This window comes from Lysinibacillus sp. BNK-21, from assembly GCF_048684915.1.
GTDB classification, from domain to species: domain Bacteria; phylum Bacillota; class Bacilli; order Bacillales_A; family Planococcaceae; genus Lysinibacillus; species Lysinibacillus capsici.
This window is the reverse complement of the sequence record NZ_JBLQTS010000001.1, coordinates 3,427,549-3,450,532: the sequence shown is the minus strand read 5'-3', so window position 1 is coordinate 3,450,532 and position 22,984 is coordinate 3,427,549. Positions and strand designations below refer to the sequence as shown.

At 37.7% G+C, this 22,984-nt stretch carries 24 protein-coding genes; all 24 read left to right on the top strand.

The features are described 5' to 3' along the window. Positions 1 to 77: 77 nt before the first annotated feature. The 24 genes from sucC (at position 78) to fliL (ending at position 22,979) form a co-directional block, all read left to right on the top strand. Positions 78 to 1,238, top strand: coding sequence for an ADP-forming succinate--CoA ligase subunit beta (gene sucC, locus ACMGGO_RS17655; protein ID WP_036080495.1), 1,161 nt, complete (start codon positions 78 to 80; stop codon positions 1,236 to 1,238). A gap of 17 nt (positions 1,239 to 1,255) precedes the next feature. Beyond that, positions 1,256 to 2,158: a succinate--CoA ligase subunit alpha gene (gene sucD / locus ACMGGO_RS17650; protein WP_004229280.1), complete on the top strand. Its 903-nt coding sequence runs from the start codon at positions 1,256 to 1,258 to the stop codon at positions 2,156 to 2,158. Between the two features lie 198 nt (positions 2,159 to 2,356). After that, entirely contained in the window at positions 2,357 to 3,253 is an 897-nt protein-coding gene (dprA, locus tag ACMGGO_RS17645) for a DNA-processing protein DprA (RefSeq protein ID WP_279494180.1), read from the top strand. Positions 3,254 to 3,344: 91 nt separating this feature from the next. After that, positions 3,345 to 5,423 (top strand): type I DNA topoisomerase, encoded by a 2,079-nt coding sequence (gene topA, locus ACMGGO_RS17640; protein ID WP_279494181.1) that lies wholly within the window; start codon positions 3,345 to 3,347, stop codon positions 5,421 to 5,423. Positions 5,424 to 5,442: 19 nt separating this feature from the next. Continuing rightward, the gene (gene trmFO, locus ACMGGO_RS17635; RefSeq protein WP_016994086.1) at positions 5,443 to 6,756 is read left to right on the top strand and encodes an FADH(2)-oxidizing methylenetetrahydrofolate--tRNA-(uracil(54)-C(5))-methyltransferase TrmFO; all 1,314 of its coding nucleotides are present in this window, start codon (positions 5,443 to 5,445) and stop codon (positions 6,754 to 6,756) included. A gap of 287 nt (positions 6,757 to 7,043) precedes the next feature. Next, a complete protein-coding gene (gene xerC / locus ACMGGO_RS17630; protein ID WP_004229272.1) occupies positions 7,044 to 7,943 on the top strand; it encodes a tyrosine recombinase XerC in 900 nt (299 codons plus the stop codon). A gap of 21 nt (positions 7,944 to 7,964) precedes the next feature. Next, positions 7,965 to 8,510: an ATP-dependent protease subunit HslV gene (gene hslV, locus ACMGGO_RS17625; protein WP_004229270.1), complete on the top strand. Its 546-nt coding sequence runs from the start codon at positions 7,965 to 7,967 to the stop codon at positions 8,508 to 8,510. Continuing rightward, positions 8,510 to 9,910, top strand: coding sequence for an ATP-dependent protease ATPase subunit HslU (gene hslU / locus ACMGGO_RS17620; protein ID WP_048391623.1), 1,401 nt, complete (start codon positions 8,510 to 8,512; stop codon positions 9,908 to 9,910). The genes hslV and hslU overlap by 1 nt, the downstream gene beginning before the upstream one ends. 87 nt (positions 9,911 to 9,997) lie before the next feature. Beyond that, positions 9,998 to 10,777: a GTP-sensing pleiotropic transcriptional regulator CodY gene (codY, locus tag ACMGGO_RS17615; RefSeq protein WP_004229266.1), complete on the top strand. Its 780-nt coding sequence runs from the start codon at positions 9,998 to 10,000 to the stop codon at positions 10,775 to 10,777. A 928-nt stretch (positions 10,778 to 11,705) separates the two neighbouring features. Beyond that, positions 11,706 to 12,098, top strand: a complete 393-nt coding sequence (flgB, locus tag ACMGGO_RS17610; RefSeq protein WP_048391621.1) for a flagellar basal body rod protein FlgB — start codon at positions 11,706 to 11,708, stop codon at positions 12,096 to 12,098. A 3-nt stretch (positions 12,099 to 12,101) separates the two neighbouring features. Next, on the top strand, positions 12,102 to 12,563 hold the full coding sequence (gene flgC / locus ACMGGO_RS17605) for a flagellar basal body rod protein FlgC (RefSeq protein ID WP_054550512.1): 462 nt from the start codon (positions 12,102 to 12,104) through the stop codon (positions 12,561 to 12,563). Positions 12,564 to 12,589: 26 nt separating this feature from the next. Then, a complete protein-coding gene (gene fliE / locus ACMGGO_RS17600; protein WP_004269303.1) occupies positions 12,590 to 12,895 on the top strand; it encodes a flagellar hook-basal body complex protein FliE in 306 nt (101 codons plus the stop codon). Positions 12,896 to 13,015: 120 nt separating this feature from the next. After that, positions 13,016 to 14,611, top strand: coding sequence for a flagellar basal-body MS-ring/collar protein FliF (fliF, locus tag ACMGGO_RS17595; protein ID WP_279494188.1), 1,596 nt, complete (start codon positions 13,016 to 13,018; stop codon positions 14,609 to 14,611). A 15-nt stretch (positions 14,612 to 14,626) separates the two neighbouring features. Next, positions 14,627 to 15,640, top strand: a complete 1,014-nt coding sequence (gene fliG, locus ACMGGO_RS17590; RefSeq protein ID WP_008180783.1) for a flagellar motor switch protein FliG — start codon at positions 14,627 to 14,629, stop codon at positions 15,638 to 15,640. Further along, positions 15,633 to 16,421, top strand: coding sequence for a flagellar assembly protein FliH (fliH, locus tag ACMGGO_RS17585; protein ID WP_066037815.1), 789 nt, complete (start codon positions 15,633 to 15,635; stop codon positions 16,419 to 16,421). Before fliG ends, fliH begins: the two co-directional genes overlap by 8 nt. Before the next feature lie 5 nt (positions 16,422 to 16,426). Continuing rightward, positions 16,427 to 17,752 (top strand): flagellar protein export ATPase FliI, encoded by a 1,326-nt coding sequence (gene fliI / locus ACMGGO_RS17580; RefSeq protein ID WP_066037836.1) that lies wholly within the window; start codon positions 16,427 to 16,429, stop codon positions 17,750 to 17,752. Beyond that, on the top strand, positions 17,753 to 18,202 hold the full coding sequence (gene fliJ / locus ACMGGO_RS17575) for a flagellar export protein FliJ (protein WP_048391613.1): 450 nt from the start codon (positions 17,753 to 17,755) through the stop codon (positions 18,200 to 18,202). Between the two features lie 4 nt (positions 18,203 to 18,206). Then, positions 18,207 to 18,815, top strand: a complete 609-nt coding sequence (locus ACMGGO_RS17570; protein ID WP_009371153.1) for a MotE family protein — start codon at positions 18,207 to 18,209, stop codon at positions 18,813 to 18,815. A 25-nt stretch (positions 18,816 to 18,840) separates the two neighbouring features. Next, positions 18,841 to 20,112 carry a flagellar hook-length control protein FliK gene (locus ACMGGO_RS17565; RefSeq protein ID WP_279494192.1) on the top strand — a complete coding sequence of 424 codons (1,272 nt, stop codon included), beginning with the start codon at positions 18,841 to 18,843 and terminating at the stop codon, positions 20,110 to 20,112. 2 nt (positions 20,113 to 20,114) lie between these two features. Continuing rightward, positions 20,115 to 20,807 carry a flagellar hook assembly protein FlgD gene (flgD, locus tag ACMGGO_RS17560; RefSeq protein ID WP_257961813.1) on the top strand — a complete coding sequence of 231 codons (693 nt, stop codon included), beginning with the start codon at positions 20,115 to 20,117 and terminating at the stop codon, positions 20,805 to 20,807. Between the two features lie 15 nt (positions 20,808 to 20,822). After that, positions 20,823 to 21,191, top strand: coding sequence for a TIGR02530 family flagellar biosynthesis protein (locus ACMGGO_RS17555; RefSeq protein ID WP_279494193.1), 369 nt, complete (start codon positions 20,823 to 20,825; stop codon positions 21,189 to 21,191). 86 nt (positions 21,192 to 21,277) lie between these two features. Beyond that, on the top strand, positions 21,278 to 22,246 hold the full coding sequence (gene flgG, locus ACMGGO_RS17550) for a flagellar basal body rod protein FlgG (protein WP_279494194.1): 969 nt from the start codon (positions 21,278 to 21,280) through the stop codon (positions 22,244 to 22,246). Between the two features lie 93 nt (positions 22,247 to 22,339). Beyond that, the gene (locus ACMGGO_RS17545) at positions 22,340 to 22,561 is read left to right on the top strand and encodes a flagellar FlbD family protein (RefSeq protein ID WP_048391601.1); all 222 of its coding nucleotides are present in this window, start codon (positions 22,340 to 22,342) and stop codon (positions 22,559 to 22,561) included. Then, the gene (gene fliL, locus ACMGGO_RS17540; RefSeq protein ID WP_004269291.1) at positions 22,551 to 22,979 is read left to right on the top strand and encodes a flagellar basal body-associated protein FliL; all 429 of its coding nucleotides are present in this window, start codon (positions 22,551 to 22,553) and stop codon (positions 22,977 to 22,979) included. The genes ACMGGO_RS17545 and fliL overlap by 11 nt, the downstream gene beginning before the upstream one ends. Positions 22,980 to 22,984 lie beyond the last annotated feature (5 nt).

Sequence of the window (22,984 nt, the reverse complement as noted above, 5' to 3'; positions counted from 1 at the left end):
CTTTATCAGAATCTTTCGTTAGAATAGTCTATGTTAGTAAAACAATTCTATGCAAATGTTTGATGGGAGGATGTATTATGAATATCCATGAATATCAAGGGAAAGAGATTCTGAGAAAATATGGTGTAGCTGTACCAAACGGAAAAGTTGCTTTTTCCCCTGATGAAGCAGTAAAAGTAGCGAAGGAACTTGGCTCAAACGTAACAGTAGTCAAGGCGCAAATCCATGCAGGTGGACGCGGTAAAGCAGGCGGTGTCAAAATCGCTAAAAACCTTGACGAGGTGCGCACATACGCAAAAGAGTTATTAGGAAAAATTTTAGTGACTCATCAAACAGGTCCAGAAGGAAAAGAAGTAAAACGTTTGTATATTGAAGAGGGTTCTGATATCCAAAAAGAATACTATTTAAGTCTAGTATTAGACCGTGCCACATCTCGTGTAACAGTGATGGGATCTGAAGAAGGCGGTATGGATATTGAAGAAGTAGCAGAAACAAATCCAGAAAAAATCTTCAAAGAAGTTGTAGATCCTGTAGTTGGATTAACAAGCTTCCAAGCACGTCGTATGGCGTTTAATATGAATATTCCAGCAAACCTTGTAGGGAAAGCTGTTAAATTAATGTTAGGCTTATATCAAGCATTTATCGACAAAGATGCATCAATTGTAGAAATTAATCCACTTGTTGTAACTGGACAAGGCGAAGTAGTAGCATTAGATGCTAAATTCAATTTTGATGCCAATGCATTATATCGACATAAGGATATTGTCGAATTACGCGATTTTGACGAAGAAGATGCAAAAGAAATCGAAGCTTCGAAATATGACCTAAGCTATATTTCATTAGATGGAAATATTGGCTGTATGGTTAACGGTGCTGGTCTTGCAATGGCAACGATGGATACAATTAGTTATTATGGCGGAAGCCCTGCTAACTTCCTAGATGTAGGGGGCGGTGCAACAGCTGAAAAAGTAACAGAGGCTTTCAAAATTATCCTTTCTGATCCAAACGTAAAAGGCATTTTCGTAAACATCTTTGGTGGAATTATGAAGTGTAACATTATTGCTGAGGGTGTTGTAACGGCTGCTAAAGAGATTGGTTTAGCTGTGCCATTAGTTGTACGCTTAGAAGGTACAAATGTTGAACTTGGAAAAGAAATTTTAAATGCATCTGGTTTAAACATCGTTGCAGCGGATTCAATGGCTGACGGTGCACAAAAAATTGTGGGACTAGTAGGCTAAGGAAGGCAGGGAGAACAATGGCTGTATTTATTAACAAAGATACGAAGGTAATTGTACAAGGGATTACGGGCGAAACAGCTCTTTTCCATACGAAGCAAATGCTTGAGTATGGTACTAAAATCGTAGCAGGTGTAACACCAGGTAAAGGTGGACTTGAAATCGAGGGAGTTCCTGTTTTCAATACAGTAGCAGAAGCTGTAGCTGCAACAGGTGCTACAACTTCAGTTATCTATGTACCTGCACCATTTGCGGCAGATGCAATTTTAGAAGCTGTTGATGCTGAATTAGAATTAACAATCTGTATCACAGAGCATATTCCTGTCCTTGATATGGTTAAGGTTAAACGTTATATGGAAGGTAAAAACACTCGACTAGTAGGTCCAAACTGTCCAGGTGTTATTACAGCTGATGAATGTAAAATTGGTATCATGCCTGGTTATATTCATACAAAAGGCCATGTAGGAGTTGTTTCTCGTTCTGGTACATTAACATATGAAGCAGTACACCAATTAACACAAGCTGGAATTGGTCAAACAACTGCAGTAGGTATTGGTGGAGACCCTGTCAACGGTACAAACTTCATTGATGTACTTGAAGCCTTTAATAATGATCCAGAAACATACGCAGTTGTTATGATTGGTGAAATCGGTGGTACAGCTGAGGAAGAAGCAGCGGCATGGATTAAGGCAAATATGACAAAACCTGTTGTAGGCTTTATTGGTGGACAAACTGCACCTCCTGGCAAACGTATGGGTCACGCTGGTGCTATCATTTCTGGTGGTAAAGGAACAGCAGCTGAGAAAATTAAAGCAATGAACGAAGCTGGTATTGAAGTTGCAGAAACACCTTCTGTAATTGGTGAAACATTGATTAAAGTAATTAAAGAAAAAGGGCTATACGAAAAGTGTAAAACCCATTAAAATGGAAGATGTAGCCATTACGGCTACATCTTTTTCATTATTTATACACTGTTTATCATACTTCATTCAACAATTACCTACTTACTTATGAAGAAATCAACAATTTTGTGGCAGATGTTATAAATAATAATGCAATGTTGTGTTGAAAATTATCATGCGGTCATTTAATTTCTTCTATTATAAAAGGAGGTTTATTGAATGATTCTCGCAGTAGATACGCAGAGATTACTAGCCTTACATTATGTGTACCCATTACCACTACAGAAACTTCAGCAATTGTTGTCCCCTGTGAATATTTTAAGCTCTTTTGAAGACATTCATTATGACGACCTCGCAAAAGTTTTACAAATATCGGCACAAAAAGCACATCAACTTTCTCAGCGCTTTCGACAAATTATGACAACACCACTTGAAGAGGCCTATGCACGGGCTAATATATTCCCCATCCCGTTTTATCATCCCTATTTCCCGGCGCAATTATTTGAAATATCAAGTCCACCTACTGTATTGTATGTGAAAGGTCAATATTCCCTGTTAACAAACAAAAAACAGATAGCTATTATAGGCTCTAGGAAGGCGACAGCGTATTCAAAAAGAGCGATAGACTTAATTGTCCCGCCGCTTATTCAACGTGATTATACGGTTGTTAGTGGGCTTGCAAGAGGTGCAGATACAATGGCACATAGGGCGACTATCGATATGGGCGGTCATACAATAGCTGTGCTTGGACATGGTTTTAATTATCTCTATCCATCAGAAAACCGCATTCTTGCTACGCAAATGGCAGAGCACCAGTTATTAATGACAGAATATCCTCCTTATATGAAGCCTGAAAAATGGCATTTCCCAATGCGTAACCGAATCATTAGTGGTTTATCTCAAGCATTAGTTGTGACAGAAGCGGCATTAAAAAGTGGCACGCTTATTACAACAGAGCTTGCATTAGAGCAAGGAAAAGATGTGTTTGTGGTGCCAGGACCTATAGACGCAACGCAATCAAAAGGGACAAATCAATTGCTTTTTGAAGGAGCAATTCCCATAGTGAATGGTCATCAAATCATTGAAACATTAGACCTCTTTTCTAACAAAAATTGAAAAAAAGTTGCATTATCTTAAAATCTGTTATACATTTTGCAACAGGTAACTTAAAAAATTAGTAATAGACCTCGCTAAGGGGGAGACATAGATGGCGGATTATTTAGTGATTGTAGAATCACCAGCAAAAGCAAAAACAATTGAACGGTATTTAGGAAAGAAATATAAAGTGAAAGCGTCGGTTGGACACGTACGGGATCTTCCACGTAGTCAGATGGGCGTTAGCGCGGAAAATAATTTCGAGCCTAAATATATTACGATACGTGGTAAAGGACCTGTGTTACAGGAATTAAAGTCTGCTGCTAAAAAAGTAAAGAAAGTTTATCTAGCGGCCGATCCAGACCGCGAGGGAGAAGCAATTGCTTGGCACCTTGCGACTGCATTAAATATTGATATTCACTCAGATTGTCGTGTTGTATTTAATGAAATTACTAAAGATGCAATTATAGAGTCTTTTAAAAACCCACGTCCAATTAACATGGATTTAGTAGATGCGCAGCAAACAAGACGTATATTGGATCGACTTGTTGGCTATAACATTAGCCCAATTCTATGGAAAAAGGTAAAAAAAGGTTTATCAGCGGGTCGGGTACAATCTGTAGCACTACGCATGATCATTGATCGTGAAAATGAAATTAAAAACTTCCAACCTGAAGAATATTGGACAATTGAAGGAACGTTTGAAAAGGGAAAAAAATCATTTGATGCCCTTTACTATGGAAATGGTAAAGACAAAATAAAATTAACAAATGAAGCACAAGTAAAGGCAATCTTAAAAGATGTTAAAGGAACAAACTTTGATGTTGTCAATGTAACGAAAAAGGAACGTAAGCGTAATGCTGCACCAGCCTTTACAACATCATCTTTACAGCAAGAAGCTGCACGAAAATTAAATTTCCGTGCTAAGAAGACCATGATGCTAGCTCAGCAATTATACGAAGGTATAGATATTGGAAAAAAAGAGGGGACAGTCGGGTTAATTACTTATATGCGTACCGATTCCACACGTATTTCTGATACGGCAAAAGCAGAAGCGGTTACGTACATTGAGGATAAATATGGAAAAGAATACATTGCAACAGAAATAAAACAAACAAAGAAAGCTTCAAATGCACAGGATGCGCACGAAGCAATACGTCCAACAAGTACAATGCGGACACCAGATGAATTAAAGGCGGTACTTAGCCGTGATCAGTTACGCTTATATCGCTTAATTTGGGAGCGCTTTATTGCGAGTCAAATGGCACCGGCAGTACTTGATACTGTAGCTGTAGATCTTCAAAATGGTGATGTTTTATTCCGTGCAAATGGCTCACAAGTTAAATTCGCAGGCTTTATGAAACTATATATTGAAGGTACTGATGATCAAACTGAAGAGACGACAAAACTTTTACCTGAGATGGAAATTGGTGATCAAGTAAAATCGCTTGAAATCGAGCCTAAACAACATTTTACACAGCCACCACCACGTTATTCTGAGGCGCGACTTGTTAAAACAATGGAAGAACTAGGAATTGGGCGCCCGTCCACATATGCACCGACCCTCGATACAATTCAGCGCCGTGGCTATGTTGTATTAGATGCTAAACGCTTTATGCCAACAGAGCTAGGAGAGATCGTACACCAACTCGTACTAGAATTTTTCCCAGATATCATAAACATCGAATTCACAGCACAAATGGAACAAGATTTAGATGATATTGAAGAAGGCAATCGACAATGGAAAAAAGTTGTGGAGGAATTTTACAAAGACTTTGAAGTCCATGTAAAACATGCGGATGAAGCTATGGAAAAGGTTGTCATTAAAGATGAGCCTGCAGGAGAAGACTGCGAGCTTTGTGGATCTCCAATGGTCTTTAAGCTTGGACGATATGGCAAATTTATGGCTTGTTCTAATTTCCCGGATTGTAGAAATACAAAAGCGATTATGAAGCCTATTGGTGTGAAATGTCCTTCCTGTGAAACGGGCGAGATTGTGGAGCGAAAAAGTAAAACAAAGCGTCTATTCTATGGTTGCAATCAATATCCTGAATGTGAATTTGTCTCATGGGACAAGCCGATTAATAGACCATGTCCAAAATGTAGTGCATTATTAGTAGAGAAAAAGATAAAAAAAGGTGTGCAAATTCAATGTACGAAGTGTGACTATGAAGAAGCACCAACTCAATGATAGGAAGATGGTAAGAAACATGACTGAACAAGTAGTAAATGTAATTGGAGCAGGGCTGGCAGGTAGTGAGGCAGCTTGGCAAATTGCTAAGCGGGGTATAAAAGTTAAACTTTATGAAATGCGTCCAGTAAAGCAGACACCAGCGCACCATACTGATAAATTTGCTGAGCTTGTTTGTTCTAACTCATTGCGGGCAAACGGGTTAACAAATGCTGTAGGCGTTATAAAAGAAGAAATGCGTATGTTAGATTCTGTTATCTTAAAGGCAGCAGACCAATGTTCAGTACCTGCTGGAGGTGCCTTAGCAGTAGATCGTCACGAATTTGCAGGGTATGTAACTGAAACTGTGAAAAACCATCCACTTGTGGAGGTTATTCATGAAGAAGTCACAGAAATTCCAGAAGGTATTACAGTTATTGCAACAGGACCATTAACTTCAAAAGCTTTAGCTGAAAAAATTCAAGGTTTAACGGGTTTAGATTATTTATACTTTTACGATGCAGCAGCTCCTATTATCGAAAAAGATAGTATTGATATGAATAAAGTTTATTTAAAATCTCGTTATGATAAAGGGGAAGCGGCTTATTTAAACTGTCCTATGACAAAGGAAGAATTCGATCGTTTCCGCCAAGCATTAATCGAAGCTGAAGTTGTACCATTGAAGGAATTTGAAAAAGAAATTTACTTTGAAGGTTGTATGCCAATTGAAGTCATGGCAGCTCGTGGAGAGAAAACTATGTTATTTGGTCCGATGAAGCCAGTAGGTCTTGAGGATCCAAAAACAGGAAAACGTCCATATGCAGTTGTTCAACTTCGTCAAGACGATGCAGCAGGCACGCTTTACAACATTGTAGGCTTCCAAACGCATTTAAAATGGGGGCCACAAAAGGAAGTGCTACAGCTCATTCCTGGGTTAGAGAATGTAGAAATTGTTCGCTATGGCGTCATGCACAGAAACACCTTCATTAATTCACCGAAAGTTTTAGAAAAAACATATCAACTTCGTGAGCAAAAGAATATTTTCTTTGCAGGTCAGATGACTGGTGTGGAAGGCTATGTTGAATCAGCAGGTAGTGGATTAATTGCAGGAATAAATGCAGCTCGTTTAGCATTAGGACAAGAGCCAATTATTTTCCCATTCGAAACGGCATTAGGAAGCATGGCGCGTTATATAACAGAAGCACAGTCGAAAAACTTCCAGCCTATGAATGTAAACTTCGGCATCTTCCCTGACTTACCACCTGGTCGTCGTTCTAAGCCAGAGCGTGCGGAAATGCATGCAACACGCGCAATAAGCACAATTCGAAATTTTGTGAATTCACAAACAATTTAATTGCCAAAAGCCTCTAAAAGTTGTTATACTCTTAGAGGCTTTTTCTTTTTGTAGACAAAATGCTTAATTAGACGTATTTTATTATTTTGTATGGAGTTTTTCTCAAAATATAACTATTTACACTTGCTATATTATGAAGATAGGTTTAGTGTCAATATGTATGTTTATTAATGATAAGGAAAACGATACAAACTTGTAAGAGATGACAAAGGATTGTATATCCGTTATATTACAAGTGTCAGTCATTTAAGAAAATTATTAATAAATTATTGGTGGTGAATCTTTCTGTGTTAGTTTCGTCCCAAGATGCACTCGAACAGTTCATGCTTTACATCCAAGTTGAAAAGAACTTCTCTGTTCATACAGTGCGAGAATATGAATCAGACCTGCTAGATTTTTTAACCTTTTTACAAACAGAGGGAATCGATGATTTAGCAAGTGTTGAATATATACATGCACGTCTTTATGTAACAAAGTTGTACGATGAGAAAAGGGCAAGGGCTTCTATTTCAAGGAAAATTTCCTCGATACGCTCCTTTTTCCGCTTTCTAAATAGACAGTACGGATTAGATGACGGGGCATTTCGTTCGCTTTATCATCCGAAAAAAGAATCACGTTTACCTAATTTTTTCTACGAAGAGGAATTGAAACAGTTATTTGATGCGAATACTGGTGATGATTTGAAATCATTAAGAAATATAGCTATATTAGAGCTGTTATATGCAACAGGTATTCGTGTGAGTGAACTGACTTCAATTCAAGTAGAGGATGTAGATTTTCATTATTCGATTATACGAGTAATGGGAAAAGGTCGAAAAGAACGAATCATTCCATTTGGTCAATTTGCGAGTTTAGCAATGCAGGACTACATAGAGCAAGCTCGTCCACGATTGATGAAAAAAACGAATCATCTGCAGTTGTTTGTCAATATGCGTGGTGGGGAACTTACTCCTAGAGGGGTACGTCATATTTTAAACGAAATGATTGATAAGGCCTCACTCCATACGAAAATTTACCCACACATGCTTCGCCATACTTTTGCTACTCATTTATTGAATAATGGCGCAGATTTACGGACAGTGCAGGAGTTATTAGGTCACTCACATTTATCTTCTACACAAGTTTACACACATGTAACAAAAGAGCATCTTCGTCAAACATATATGAATGCTCATCCAAGGGCATAATAGAGCTAAGGAGGAAGGCAGATGGGACAAATTCATGCAACAACGATATTTGCGGTTCATCATAACGGAGGCTGTGCTATGGCTGGTGATGGTCAAGTAACATTGGGAAATGCAGTTGTGATGAAGGGTACAGCAAGGAAGGTCAGACGTCTGTTTAATGGGCAGGTCCTCGCTGGTTTTGCAGGTTCAGTTGCTGATGCCTTTACACTTTTTGAAATGTTTGAAGGCAAATTAAATGAGTATAACGGTAATTTGCAACGGGCAGCCGTTGAGGTAGCGAAACAATGGCGTGGTGATAAAATGCTGCGCCAGTTAGAAGCAATGCTACTAGTAATGGATAAAACGACTTTATTACTCGTTTCGGGTACAGGAGAAGTGATTGAACCTGATGATGGCATTTTGGCCATTGGCTCTGGAGGCAATTATGCATTGTCTGCAGGTAGAGCATTAAAAAAATATGCAGGTGAAACAATGACTGCTCGTGAAATAGCTGAAGCGGCATTAGAAACAGCTGCTGAAATCTGTGTATTTACAAATCATAATATTATCGTGGAGGCGCTGAACTAATGACACAAAAAAATTTAACGCCAAGACAAATTACTGAGCATTTAGATCGTTACATTGTTGGGCAGAATGAAGCTAAGCGAGCAGTAGCTATTGCGTTACGAAACCGCTATCGTCGTTCGTTGTTAAATGAAGATATGAAGGCTGAAGTTATTCCGAAAAATATTTTGATGATTGGGCCAACTGGTGTCGGCAAAACAGAAATAGCGAGAAGGATTGCAAAGCTTACTAATGCACCTTTTGTAAAAGTTGAAGCGACAAAGTTTACCGAAGTAGGCTATGTGGGTAGAGATGTTGAATCAATGGTCCGTGACTTGGTAGAAGCTTCTCACCGTCTAGTTAAAGAAGAAATGATGGAGTCTGTCAAGGAACAAGCAGAAGAATTAGCAAATGAAGCAATCGTGAAACTTTTGGTGCCTTCTTTACGTAAAAAACAGGCGATGCAAAATCCGTTTGAAATGCTATTTGGTGGGAAAGAACAACCAACAAATGATGATTCATCAGCAGATGATGGAGAAGTTCGCTCGAAGCGTGCTCAAATTGCCATTGATTTACGCAATGGTAAGTTAGAAAATGAGTGGGTTACTGTAGAGGTAACAGAACAAAATCCATCCATTTTTGATGCGTTACAAGGAACTGGGATGGATATGTCTGCGAATAGTGGTATGCAGGATATGCTCTCTAGTTTAATGCCTAAAAAACAGAAGAAACGCCGTGTGCAAGTAAAAGACGCGCGTCGTATTTTAACAATAGAAGAAGCAAATAAGCTGATAGATGCTGATGAAGTAGCACAGGAAGCCATTAAAAGAGCTGAGCAAACAGGTATCATTTTTATTGACGAAATCGATAAAATTGCTAGTAAAGAAGGAAATACTTCGGCGAATGTCTCCCGTGAAGGAGTTCAACGTGACATTTTACCAATTGTAGAAGGTTCTACGGTTACTACAAAGTATGGTGCAGTGAAAACGGATTATATGCTGTTTGTTGCTGCTGGGGCATTTCATATGTCAAAACCATCAGACCTAATTCCCGAGTTACAAGGCCGTTTCCCAATTCGAGTAGAGCTAGAAAAATTAACAAAACAGGATTTTGTCCGTATTTTACAAGAACCAGATCAATCATTAATTTTGCAATATAAAGCACTTTTAGAGACAGAAGGCGTAGAAATTCATTTCACGACAGATGCTATTGAACGAATTGCTGAGATAGCAACTGAAGTGAATCAGGAAACAGACAATATCGGAGCTCGTCGTTTACACACGATATTAGAACGTTTACTGGAAGAACTATCGTTTGAGGCATCTGAAATTGCGCCTGCCAGTATCCCAATCAATGCGGCGTATGTGGATCAAAAACTTGCGGGAATAGTAAAAAACAAAGATTTGTCACAGTTTATACTGTAAGATAAAGCTGATTAGTATCATTCAATAGTAAAAACCTTTAGAATATTTAGTAAATACTCTTCGGATTATTTATAGGAGGAACATATAATGAATTTATTAGAAAAAACACGTAAAATTAACTCGATGCTTCAAGCTTCTGCTGGTAAGCCAGTAAACTTTAAGGAAATGGCCGATACATTAGGCGATATTATCGATAGTAATGTCTATATTTTAAGTCGTAAAGGTAAATTATTAGGTATTTCAATTCACCAACAAATTGAAAATGAACGTATGAAAAAAATGTTCGAAGAGAGACAGTTCCCAGAAGAATATACACATAGCTTATTTACGATCTCTGAAACATCATCAAATTTAGATATTAATAATGAACATACTGCTTTCCCGGTAGAAAATAAAGATTTATTCCAAAATGCTTTAACAACAATTGTACCAATCGTTGGTGGTGGTGAGCGTTTAGGAACATTAATCCTTGCTCGTTTATCTTCACAATTTGAAGATGATGATCTAATTTTAGCTGAGTATGGTGCAACAGTGGTTGGTATGGAAATTTTACGTGAAAAGTCGGAAGAAATTGAAGAAGAAGCTCGTAGCAAAGCTGTCGTGCAAATGGCTATTAATTCACTTTCGTACAGTGAGTTAGAGGCAATTGAACACATTTTCGAAGAACTTGATGGTAATGAAGGCTTACTAGTTGCTTCTAAAATTGCTGATCGAGTGGGTATTACACGCTCGGTGATCGTAAATGCATTACGTAAACTTGAATCAGCAGGTGTCATTGAATCTCGTTCTTTAGGTATGAAAGGTACTTATATTAAAGTACTAAACGATAAATTCTTAAATGCTTTAGCAGAAATTAAAATGAAATAAATACTTCTTTTAATAAGCTAATGAAAGCGTCTATGGTAAACATAGACGCTTTTTATGTTGTTGAAAAAGATAATATTGAAAAAGACCTTTTAGAAAGGTGAGGGGTGCTTTAGGTTTCGTCATCGTCCAATCAAGAGGAGCGTACAATGAATCCGTTAGTCGAACATGAGGAAAAGTGACTTTTAAGACTAGTGATTGTAATTTTTGCTTTTAATGTAGAACGGTGGAGTAGAAGGCTAATTGATTCCCCTGTGAGAAAGGGGAGACCTTAAACAGAGCGGTAGTTTTGTACTTTAAACTGAGTGAGAGAGAAGTATAGTGGCAAGCAGGTAGTGTGGAATGAAAGCCGTTTTCATCTTTCATAAAATGTATTGTTTTTCAAAACAATGATGGTGTCTATGGTAAATATAGACGCTTTTTTGTGTATTTTCGAAATTTTAGGGCATTTGTTTTTTAGAGAATTAATATAAAAACATGGATTTCGTTGCTTTTATCCTAAAAATGTTCGATAATTTGTCACTACAATTAGCATATAAAAAATGCTGATATGTTACTTTTGAATAATGGTGAATAAACTTATAGTCACTGTATAAAAAATACTCCCATAGTGATTAAACTAGTAAAAAGGGACCTTTATTTAAAAGGATTAAAAAAGGCGATAAACCTCATAAAAAGGCATTTTTCACAATAAAATCGTAAACACTGTCGAAATGGTGTAAAATAACTAGATGATTATTAATCTTTACTGAAGCCTAGAGACGCAAAGGATGGGGAAGTTTTGTCATGGTTGAGAGGGAGAAAAAATAGGGCGTATAGACTATTAAAAAGTGACAAAAGACAATAGACACTAGGTATCATCTTAATTACAATTGTATTATTGGATAAATTAACAAGTACATAGATTTTAAATAAAATGAGGTGAACAGTTTTGAATTTATTTGGAGGAACTATTAGTAGCCTGGAAAATGGACTTTCCTATGCCACTTTAAATCATAAAACAATCGCAAATAATATCGCGAATGTCGATACACCTAATTATAAGGCGAAAAATGTTAGTTTTAAGGATATGTTGGAAGAGCAGAAGAGCATAGCTATTTCTGCATACCGCACTGATAATAGACATTATGATTTCACGTTTCGACAATCTACACCAGGTGTCAATATTGTTGAGAACTTGCGATATAGAAACAATGGCAATGCTGTAGATATGGATGCTGAGCAAGCGAAATTAGCAGAGAATCAAATTTATTATAATGCTCTAATCGATCGTGTTAATGGGAAATTAAACACATTGAATACTGTTATTAAAGGAGGTAAGTAATAGATGTCTATTTTTCATGGGATGAATACCACTGCCTCCGCATTAACAGCGCAGCGTTTACGTATGGACGTTATTTCTTCTAATATGGCTAACATGGATACAACTCGCGCTCGTCAAGTGAATGGGGAATGGGAACCATATCGACGTAAGTCCGTGACGCTGTCAGCTCAAGAAGGACAATTTTCTAATTTTTTGAATATAGCACTAGGTAAAAATGCAAAAAGTGGTGTTGGTAATGGTGTGAAAATTACTCGAATCTCAGAAGATCAAGAAACACCTTTCAAACTTGTATATGACCCAACTCATCCAGATGCGAATGCAGATGGTTATGTAAACATGCCTAACGTCGATCCATTAAAAGAAATGGTTGATTTAATGTCGGCTACTCGTTCTTATGAGGCGAATATAACTGTATTTAATGCGAATAAATCCATGCTTACAAAGGCTTTAGAGATTGGTAAATAAATTTAAGTAGAAAGGAAGATACATACATGGCCATTTCGTCCATTTCGCTAATGACACCTACTCAGGTTGTAAATAACACGAATAAACTGAATGCTACACCTTATGAAGCGCAACAAAGCTTCGCGAACTCGTTAAAAGAAGCAATTGCAAAAGTAAATGATCAACAAATAACTTCTGATAAATTTACTCAGAAGCTAATTAAAGGTGAAGATGTGGAGTTGCATGAAGTGATGATTGCTTCGCAAAAGGCAAGCATTACCCTAAACGCAACAATTGAAGTTCGCAATAAGGTGATTGAAGCTTACCAAGAAATAATGCGCATGAGTGTTTAATTTTATTGTAAAGATAAGAAACCTCTTTTCAATATAAATTAACAACCACAAATCAGAGTGGCTCATTATGTTCGCAAATTATTGATGGCTAGGTTATTCACTATAACCGGAGGATTCATAATGAATGAACGATTGACAAAAATAAAAAACGACACCAGTCAATTTTGGACAAGTCGAAGTAAAAAGCAAAAAATAGTTATGATTGGCTCCGTGGTAGTTGTAATCGCACTAGCAGCAATTGTGACATTTTTTGCTTCCAAAACTACATATGTTCCACTTTATAAAGATTTATCAACACGGGAAATTGGACAGGTAAAGGAAGCGCTAGATTCCCAAGGTGTGACCTATCAAATTGCTCCAGGTGGAACATCTATTTTAGTGCCAGAAGAGCAAGTTGACTCCTTATTAGTGCAATTAGCTTCAGAGGGATATCCACAAACAGGATCAATCGATTACTCATTTGCTAATAGTTCAGGATTTGGTATGACTGATAATGAATTTAACCTATTAAAAAAAGCAGCTACTGAAACTGAAATTGCTAAACTTTTCAAAAATCTGGAAGGTGTAAAAGATGCAAAAGTGATGATTACTGTTCCTGAGGAAGGTGTATTCGTAACGGATGTTCAAGGAGAGGCAACAGCATCTATCGTTTTAAATACTGATCCTGGCTATAAATTTACGGAACAGCAAATAACTACAATGTACAATTTAGTGTCAAAAAGTATTCCGAATTTAAAGACTGAAAATATCGTGATCTCTAACCAATTTTCAGAGTACTTTGATCTGAATGCAGCAACAGCTGATGGTACTTCCACAACAACAGCTGAAGGCCAATTACAAATGAAGAAATTGGTAGAACGAGATCTACAACGTCAAGTACAAAATATGCTTGGAACGTTGATGGGACAAGATAAAGTAATGGTTTCTGTCACAACGGATATTGATTTCAAGAAAGAAAATCGAGAAGAAAATCTTGTGACACCTGTTGATGAAGAAAATATGGAAGGTATTGCCATAAGTGCTCAGCGAATTACAGAGCAATATTCTGGTACAGGAGCAGCTGCCGCTGCTGGAACACCTGAAGCTGAAACAACTACTGATAACTTCACAACTTATAATGAAGGTACAGCAGGAAATGGTGATTACGAACGTACGGAAGAAACGATTAATAATGATGTGAACCGTATACGTAAGGATATTCAAGAAGCTCCTTATAAAATTCAGGATATTGGGATACAAGTAATTGTTGAACCACCGACAGCAACTGACGCAGCGTCATTACCAGACGGTGTTCGAGAAGATATTGAGAAAATTTTAAGTACAATTGTACGTACAACAATTTCCAAAGACGTAGCAGCAGAACTTACTCAAGAGCAGATCGATGAAAAAGTGGCGGTATCTGTACAACCATTATACGGTAAGGCAACAGAGGTAGCTGATGAAAAACCAATCATTCCATGGTGGGTTTGGGTTATCGGAGGTATTTTGTTAGCTGTTATCTTATTACTAGCATTCTTCATTATCCGTTCACGTAAACGTGCGAAGGAAGAGGAAGAGTTAAGTATCCTAGAAGAACAAGAAGAATTAATGGTTGAAGATATTAATGAAGAAATTGAAACGGAAGCTACAATGCGTCGTAAGCAGCTAGAAAAAATGGCCAAAGAAAAGCCAGACGATTTTGCAAAGTTACTGCGTAGTTGGATTGCTGAAGACTAACTAGGAGGTTCGGCTGTGTCCAAGAAAGATAAAGAATTAACCGGAAAACAAAAGGCCGCTCTCTTGTTAATTTCATTAGGGCCTGAAGTTTCAGCTTCTGTCTATAAGCACTTAACAGAGGAAGAAATTGAACGTTTAACATTAGAAATTTCAAGTGTTAAAAAAGTAGAATCAAATGTAAAAGAAGAGATTATTGAAGAATTTCACAATATTGCACTCGCGCAGGACTATATCACACAAGGTGGTATTGGCTATGCAAAAACAGTATTAGAAAAAGCACTTGGCGTAGAACAAGCACAAACAATCATTAATCGACTAACATCTTCATTACAAGTACGCCCGTTTGATTTTGCTAGAAGAGCTGATCCAGCGCAAATTTTTAACTTTATCCAAAATGAACATCCTCAAACAATTGCCCTAATCCTCTCTTATTTAGAGGCAGGGCAAGCGGGGGTTATTTTATCTTCTTTACCACAGGAAGTACAAGCTGACATTGCTAAACGTATAGCGGTCATGGAATCGACTTCACCAGAAGTGATTAGCGAAATTGAATCTGTGTTAGAACGTAAATTATCATCAACCGTTACGCAGGATTATACAGAAACTGGTGGTATTGATGCAGTTGTTGAAGTTTTAAATGGAGTAGATCGACAAACAGAAAAAACAATACTCGATGCACTGGAAATACAAGACCCAGAACTTGCAGAGGAAATCAAAAAACGTATGTTTGTGTTCGAGGATATTGTTACACTCGACAATCGTTCCATTCAGCGTGTTATTCGTGATTGTGAAAACGAAGACTTACTGCTTTCAATGAAGGTATCAAGTGAAGAGGTAAAAGATATTATATTCCGCAATATGTCACAACGTATGGCTGAAACATTTAAAGAAGAAATGGAAATTATGGGACCTGTACGTTTACGTGACGTAGAGGAGGCACAATCTCGAATTGTTGCTGTTATTCGTCGTCTAGAGGATGCTGGAGAGATTATTATTGCTCGTGGTGGAGGAGATGACGTCATTGTCTAGAATCATCCGTTCTATTTACACTAAGTCTGATAGCGATAATGTCAAAGAAATACAAATCCGTGATATGTTTGAAGCGATGGAAGAATACCAAGAAGAAGGACCTCCTCAGCATCAATTAACGTTGGATGAAGTCGTGGCAGAGCGAGATCGTTTACTTACTGAAGCTAGAACTGCTTTGCAAGCTGAACGAGAGATGTTTGAACAGGAAAAGCATAGGCACTTTCAAGAAATTGAACATTTAAAGCTAAATTGGGAGGAAGAGAGACCCAATCGTGTTCAAGAAGCTTATGATGAGGGATTTGGACAAGGCTATGAAGATGGTATGAATAAGGCCACTGAAGCAATGGCTCAGTCACTTCAAACAGCGAACGAAATAATGATGTTAGCGAAAGAAAATGCTCAAAAATATATTGAAGATCAAGAAGCGGTAATTTTAGAGTTAGGTTTAACTGCTGCAGAAAGAATTATTGGTACTTCGTTAGAACAGGATAACGAACTATTTGTATCGATTGTGCGTAGAGGGCTAAAAGAAGCAAGAGAAATGAAGGAAATTAAAATTTATGTTTCGCCAGCTTATTATGCTTTAATTACGACCAACCGAGATGAATTAGCAGAAATGTTCCCAATAGACGTACCATTAATGATTTTTGTTAATGAAGATTTGGATAATGAGACAGATTGCTATATTGAAACAAATCATGGAAGAATTATGGTTAGCATCGATGAGCAATTAAATGCTCTCAGATTAAAGTTACATGAAATATTAGAGAGTAAGGAATGATCTTGATGAAAGCGGCTCAATTAATTGAACAAATTCCGCATATCCCAACTTTTAAAAAGTTCGGTAGGGTTACTAGAGTTGTTGGCTTAATGATTGAGTCGCAAGGTCCAGATAGTTCTATAGGTGATGTCTGTAAAATTCATGTGGAAACTGTAAATCATGGTCACCAGATTATTTTAGCAGAGGTCGTTGGTTTTAAAGATGAAATAGTCGTCTTGATGCCTTTTACCTCCTTACGTGAAATATCTATTGGCTGCCTTGTTGAAGGAACGGGAGCTCCACTGGAAGTAAAAGTGGGTCCTGAGTTAATCGGCAAAGTATTGGATTCTATGGGGAATCCAATTGATGGCACTCTATTACCTAAAGGTCTCATGACAGTCCCTACAGAACAAGATCCACCAAACCCACTAACTCGTCCACCAATTAATGAAAGGCTTGAAGTGGGAGTCAAGGCTATTGACGGTATGCTAACAGTTGGAAATGGACAACGTGTTGGTATTTTCGCTGGTTCTGGGGTAGGTAAAAGTACTTTACTTGGTATGATCGCAAGAAATACACAAGCAGATTTGAATGTTATTGCGCTAATAGGTGAGCGTGGTCGTGAGGTTCGGGAATTCATCGAACGTGATTTGGGTGCTGAGGGCTTAAGTCGATCGATTGTTGTTGCAGCCACATCTGATCAACCAGCATTAATGCGGATTAAAGGGGCATTTACAGCTACAGCAATCGCCGAATATTTTAGAAATCGAGGCTTAAATGTCATGCTGATGATGGATTCCGTGACACGTGTGGCTATGGCACAACGTGAAATTGGACTTGCCACAGGAGAACCACCAGCACAAAAAGGTTATACGCCTTCTGTTTTTGCGATATTGCCTAAATTACTAGAACGTACAGGCACCAATGAAAAGGGTTCTATAACAGCATTCTATACTGTTTTAGTAGATGGTGACGATATGAATGAACCAATTGCGGATACTGTGCGAGGGATATTAGATGGTCATATTGTATTGGATCGAAATCTTGCCAACAAGGGGCAATATCCAGCCATAAACGTCTTGAAAAGTGTGAGTCGTTTGATGAATCATGTTGCAGAGCCAACTCATAAGAAAGCTGCTGAACGATTAAGAGAACTCTATTATACTTACGACAAATCAGAGGATTTGATCAATATTGGTGCTTATAAAAGAGGAACCTCTAAAGAAATTGATGAAGCAATTCATTATGAACCGCTCATTACTGCTTATCTTAAACAGGGTTACTTAGATAAAGTGACACTAGAAGAAAGTGTCAATGAGTTAATAACATTATCGAACGGTGGTGCGAAATAGATGGTCAGTTATGTGTATCGTTTTGAAAAAGTGTTAACTATTCGCGAACAAGAAAAAAACGAAACCGAAATGGCTTATAAGGAATCTGTCCGTTCTTTTGAAGAAATAGCAACAAAATTATATGACTTGCTAAAAAAGAAAGAAGATTTAATTGCATTTCAGCAGGAGCGTTTAATGGTTGGTTCATCCATAGATGAAATTCATCATTATAGTCGTTTCATTGATAGTCTCGAAAAAACAATTGCAGATGTACAACAGAAAGTGATACAAGCTCGTGCAAAGATGAATTGGCACGAAGAAAAACTATTAGAAAAAAACTTGGAAGTACGTAAATTTGAAAAAATGAGAGAAAAGGATTTTAAGCATTTCCAACAAGAGCAAGATCGTATAGAAAGCCTTTTTTTAGATGAAATTTCATTACAAACGTATAACAAGAAAGAAATCAGGTGATTTCATGGCAAAGAAAGACAATCGATTAGCAACAGAGTTAGTAGAAGAGCAACCAAAGAAAAAATCTGGGGGCTTTCTTAAGTTTTTTACTTGGATTGTACTGCCGATTATGTTTGTAGTAGCGGTTTTGCTTGTTGTGGCAACATTAATGAATACAAATGTCTTTGATTTAGGAAAAAAGGCAATTGGTAGTTTACCTTTTATTCCCTCAGAAGAGCAACAAGCAAAGGATGCTGTCGTTAATAACGACTCTAAAATAGTGAGTTTACAGGCAGAGGTACAAGAAAAAGAAGCAGAGATTACCCAGCTTCAAAAAAAATTAGATTCAACAATAACTGAAAAAGAGAAGCTGCTGACAGAAAAGGAACAGCTTCAATTTGAAATTGAAAAACTAAATCGTGAACAAGATGATGTGAAGCGTGACTTTAACGATATTTTATCAACATTTGATAAGATGTCGCCGAAAGCTGCGGCACCTGTGTTAATCAATATGAGTGATACAGAAGCACTGCGGATTTTAACGAATTTAAAGCCAGATAAATTAGCAGCTATTTTAGAAAAAATGGATGCAAAAGATGCAGCAAAATATACGGAGCTTATGGCTAAACAGTAGGATAATTGAAAGGAGGTGAAAAATAGTGGATGTAGCAATGATGCAAATGATTAATAAAACAGTACCTACTAAAACTGCAGCAACAAAATCAACAACAGTTGGAAACGCTGAAGGAAAAATAGGCAGCACACCGAATAAAGAAAATTTATCAAATTTTGGTTCTGTTTTTGGGCAAGTATTAACTTCTTCAACTCAAACAACCCAGTCATCACAGACGACTTCAACAAATGAACTCGGGGATTTACAAGCGTTATTAAATGCTGAATCAATGGAGGAAGTACTAGATTTACTGGGGATTTCTCACGATGATGGTTTATTATTGCTTCAATTTGGAGAAGACGGTAAGGCAGTGGCACTGGATGAAATGCTTCATTTAGAAAATATATTAAATGCATTAGGGATTGATGAAGAGCAGCTTCAAAAAATCGTCCAACAGCTACTAGGAGAAGAAAAGGAAGCAAGGGATGTTTGGGAGCTCTTAACTTTAGTAGATGCCCAAGCGCCGGTACTACAGGCGAATATAAGCACTGCTTTACAAGGCGAAGGTCAAGTGACACCAAAAGAGGCATCACAACTTCTTCAAGTGTTGAAATTAGCGCAATTGGTAGGACAAAAGACAGACTTAACAGCACCTCAAGAAGACCTGTTAACAACGGTGAGAAGCCTATTAACGACTTTACAAACGCAGGTAGAAACTTTGCAGGTAACAACAACTAAAACAACTGTTACATTGCCATTACAAGGCTTCCAGCAAGTTGTTCAGCAAGTCCAAATGACGAAACAAAGTGAAACAAATACAAATGACATGGTTACACCACAAACTGTACAAACGAAACCAGACACATTCCATGTAACGTTACCAACGGCTAAGCCTGCTCAATCCGAAGCTTTACTAAAAGAAATGCAAGCCATTATCAATCGAGCGCAGATTTCGAATGCTCAAGGCATTACACGCTTAACCATAAAATTGTATCCAGAAAATCTAGGGACAGTTCGTATTGAACTTGTACAAAATGATGGAGTTCTTACAGCCCGTATACTGGCTTCTACAGCCCATGGACGTGAATTGCTTGATAACCAAGCACACCAGCTAAAACAGGCTTTTGCTCAGCAAAATATACAAGTAGATCGTCTTGATATTGCACAATCTCTGCAAGATGCCGATCGTCAACAACGTGATCAAAGCTTCTTCAATAATTTCTTTAAACAACAGCAGGACGAAGAACAGGATCAAAAAAGTGATGATGAAGATGAAGGAATGTCCTTTAGTGACTATTTAATAAGTGAGGAGGTGTAACAATGGCAGATACTACTACGAAGGTGACAAATCCGGCTATAACTGATGATTTTTATTACTCAAATTATCAGAAGCCAGTGAAGCAAACAGGCAATAGTGAGCTTGGTAAGGATGCCTTTCTACAATTGTTAATTACACAATTACAGCATCAGGACCCAACAAATCCAATGGATGATCGAGAATTTATTTCTCAAATGGCGCAGTTCTCTTCTTTAGAGCAAATGCAAAATATGACAAAGGCAATGGAATCTTTACTAGCATCTCAGCAACAAACACAGATGATGAGTTATACAACTTTTATTGGCAAAGAAGTCAAATGGCATGAGATTACAGAGGAGAAAGATGAAAAAGGTAATCCTGTGGTTAATGAAGGAACAGGCGTCATTGAATCCCTTAAATTTGTAGATGGAAATGTTGTGTTCAAATTAGCTGATGGGAAAGAGATTGCTCCTGGTAATATATCTGGTATTTTAGGTGGAGCTAGCGATTCTAGTTCCAATGGCAATAATAATGTACCTGAATCTCCATTAGTGAAAGCTAGCCAATTGATTGGTAAAAATGTAACGTATAAAGACGGTGACCAAGAACTAAAAGGACGAATCGTCTCTGTTTCCAATAAAGATGGGGTCATTAATTATGTATTAGATAATGATAAAAGACTAACAGATAAAGATTTTACAGTGATTAGCGAATAAAGGTGGAGAAAAGTGATGGATAAATTTTCAATTCATCGTGTACCCTTGCATCCATCTATTCGCTCAACACAGCCTAAGCCAATTAATACACAACAATCGTTTAAGGCTCATTTACAGGAAGCTTCTAAACAAGAGCTAAAGGTGAGTAAGCATGCGAATGAACGTATTATTGAGCGTAAAATTAATATCACTGAACATGAATGGCAGGTTGTATCGGATAAGGTATTTGAAGCACACTCAAAAGGTGTCAAACAACCATTAGTCTTGATGGATCAAGCAGCTTTAATTGTCAGTGCTAAAAATGCTACTGTCATTACAGCAATGGATCGCACGGAAGCAAAACAGCAGTTATTTACAAATATTGATGGCACGATTGTGCTTTAAAGGCTGGACCTTCTTACGTAAGGAAGCCTTGGTGATGCTGAGTGATAGAAGCTCACCTATATAAAACGAAGGGAGAACGAAAACATATGTTACGTTCTATGTATTCAGGTATTTCAGGTCTTAAAAACTTCCAAACAAAGCTAGATGTGATTGGTAATAATATTGCCAACGTGAACACTTATGGCTTTAAAAAAGGGCGAGTAATTTTCAAAGATTTAATGTCGCAAACATCAGCGGGTGCTTCAGCTCCTTCAGGTACTATAGGAGGTATTAACCCAAAACAAGTTGGGTTAGGGGCAGAACTTGCATCTATCGATACTATTCATAATCCAGGATCACGACAATATACTGGACGCGGATTAGATTTAGCTATAGAGGGAGAAGGTTTCTTCATAGTAGGTGATTTAGTGTCAGGAACTGGTGAAGGAACTGGTGAAACGCCATTTACAAATACTCTCTATACACGTGCAGGGAATTTTTATATGGATGAACAAGGTTTTCTAGTTAATGCAGATGGTAAATATCTAATGGGGTCTGCGGCTGCTAACTCTGAAAATTTAGATTCAATGTCTACTGACTTCGATGCACCAGCGGAGTTGGATGAAGTAACAAGTGAGGATTTAAATGTTGATGGCACTTGGGGTTTACCAACAGCGGCCACAGAAAACAGTGGAGAATGGGGACGTATCCGTATTCCAACTGATGCAAAATCGATGAGTATTGCACCAGACGGTCAAGTTACTTTTGTTGATGCAAATGGAGACTTGAAATGGGGTGGTCAATTGGTAATGGCTAAATTCTCCAACGCAGGTGGTCTTGAGAAAGTTGGCGGTAATTACTATACAGTTTCAGCAAACTCTGGAGAACCCTATTTACAAGCAGGTGGTCAAGCAGGTTTAGGCAAACCGATAGCAGGTTCACTTGAAATGTCGAACGTAGACCTTTCAGAGGAATTTACTGAGATGATTGTGGCACAACGTGGTTTCCAAGCAAATACGCGTATCATCACAACATCTGATGAAATATTACAAGAACTAGTAAACTTAAAACGATAATAAAATAGTCCTTTCAAAACGGACGTTTTAACAAACATATTTTCATATGAGGGAGGGTCGGGCCGGCTCTCATGCTAGACCCGGCCCTAATTCATGATTGAACTAACACGTCTAAATGGCAAAGCATTTACATTAAATGCTTTATACATAGAAACAGTCGAATCATTTCCAGATACGACTATTACATTAACAACTGGAACAAAATTAATTGTTTTAGAGAGTGAAGATGAGGTGCGACAAAAGGTTACTGCCTTTTATAACAATATACAAATACTATCCAACCCGCATCTACGAGGTGAAGAAGATGAAGAATAATAAAATGCTAACAATGATTATTATTTTACTAGTAGCAGTCATTCTGATTGGGGTTATTTTGTTTGTATTGCTTACGCAATTTAATAAGCCCACAGGAGCTGTTGAGCCGTCCATTGATGAGATTGTAGAGGCAACAGTGGAGATACCAGAGATCACGACAAATCTTGCAGATAAAAGAGTTGTTCGCTTGTCATTGAAAATTCAAACGACAAGCAAAGATGCTGCTGCAGAATTAACAAAGCGCGTTTTCCAAGTGCAAAACATCGCCATTCAAGAGCTTTCTGAAATGGAGCAAAAGGACTTAGAAGGTAAGCAAGGGAAACAAATTTTCCAAAAATCATTAAAAACAAGATTAAATGAGTTGATGCAAGAGGGAGAAGTCCAGGAAGTATATTTTACCTCCTTCATTACTCAATAAAACAG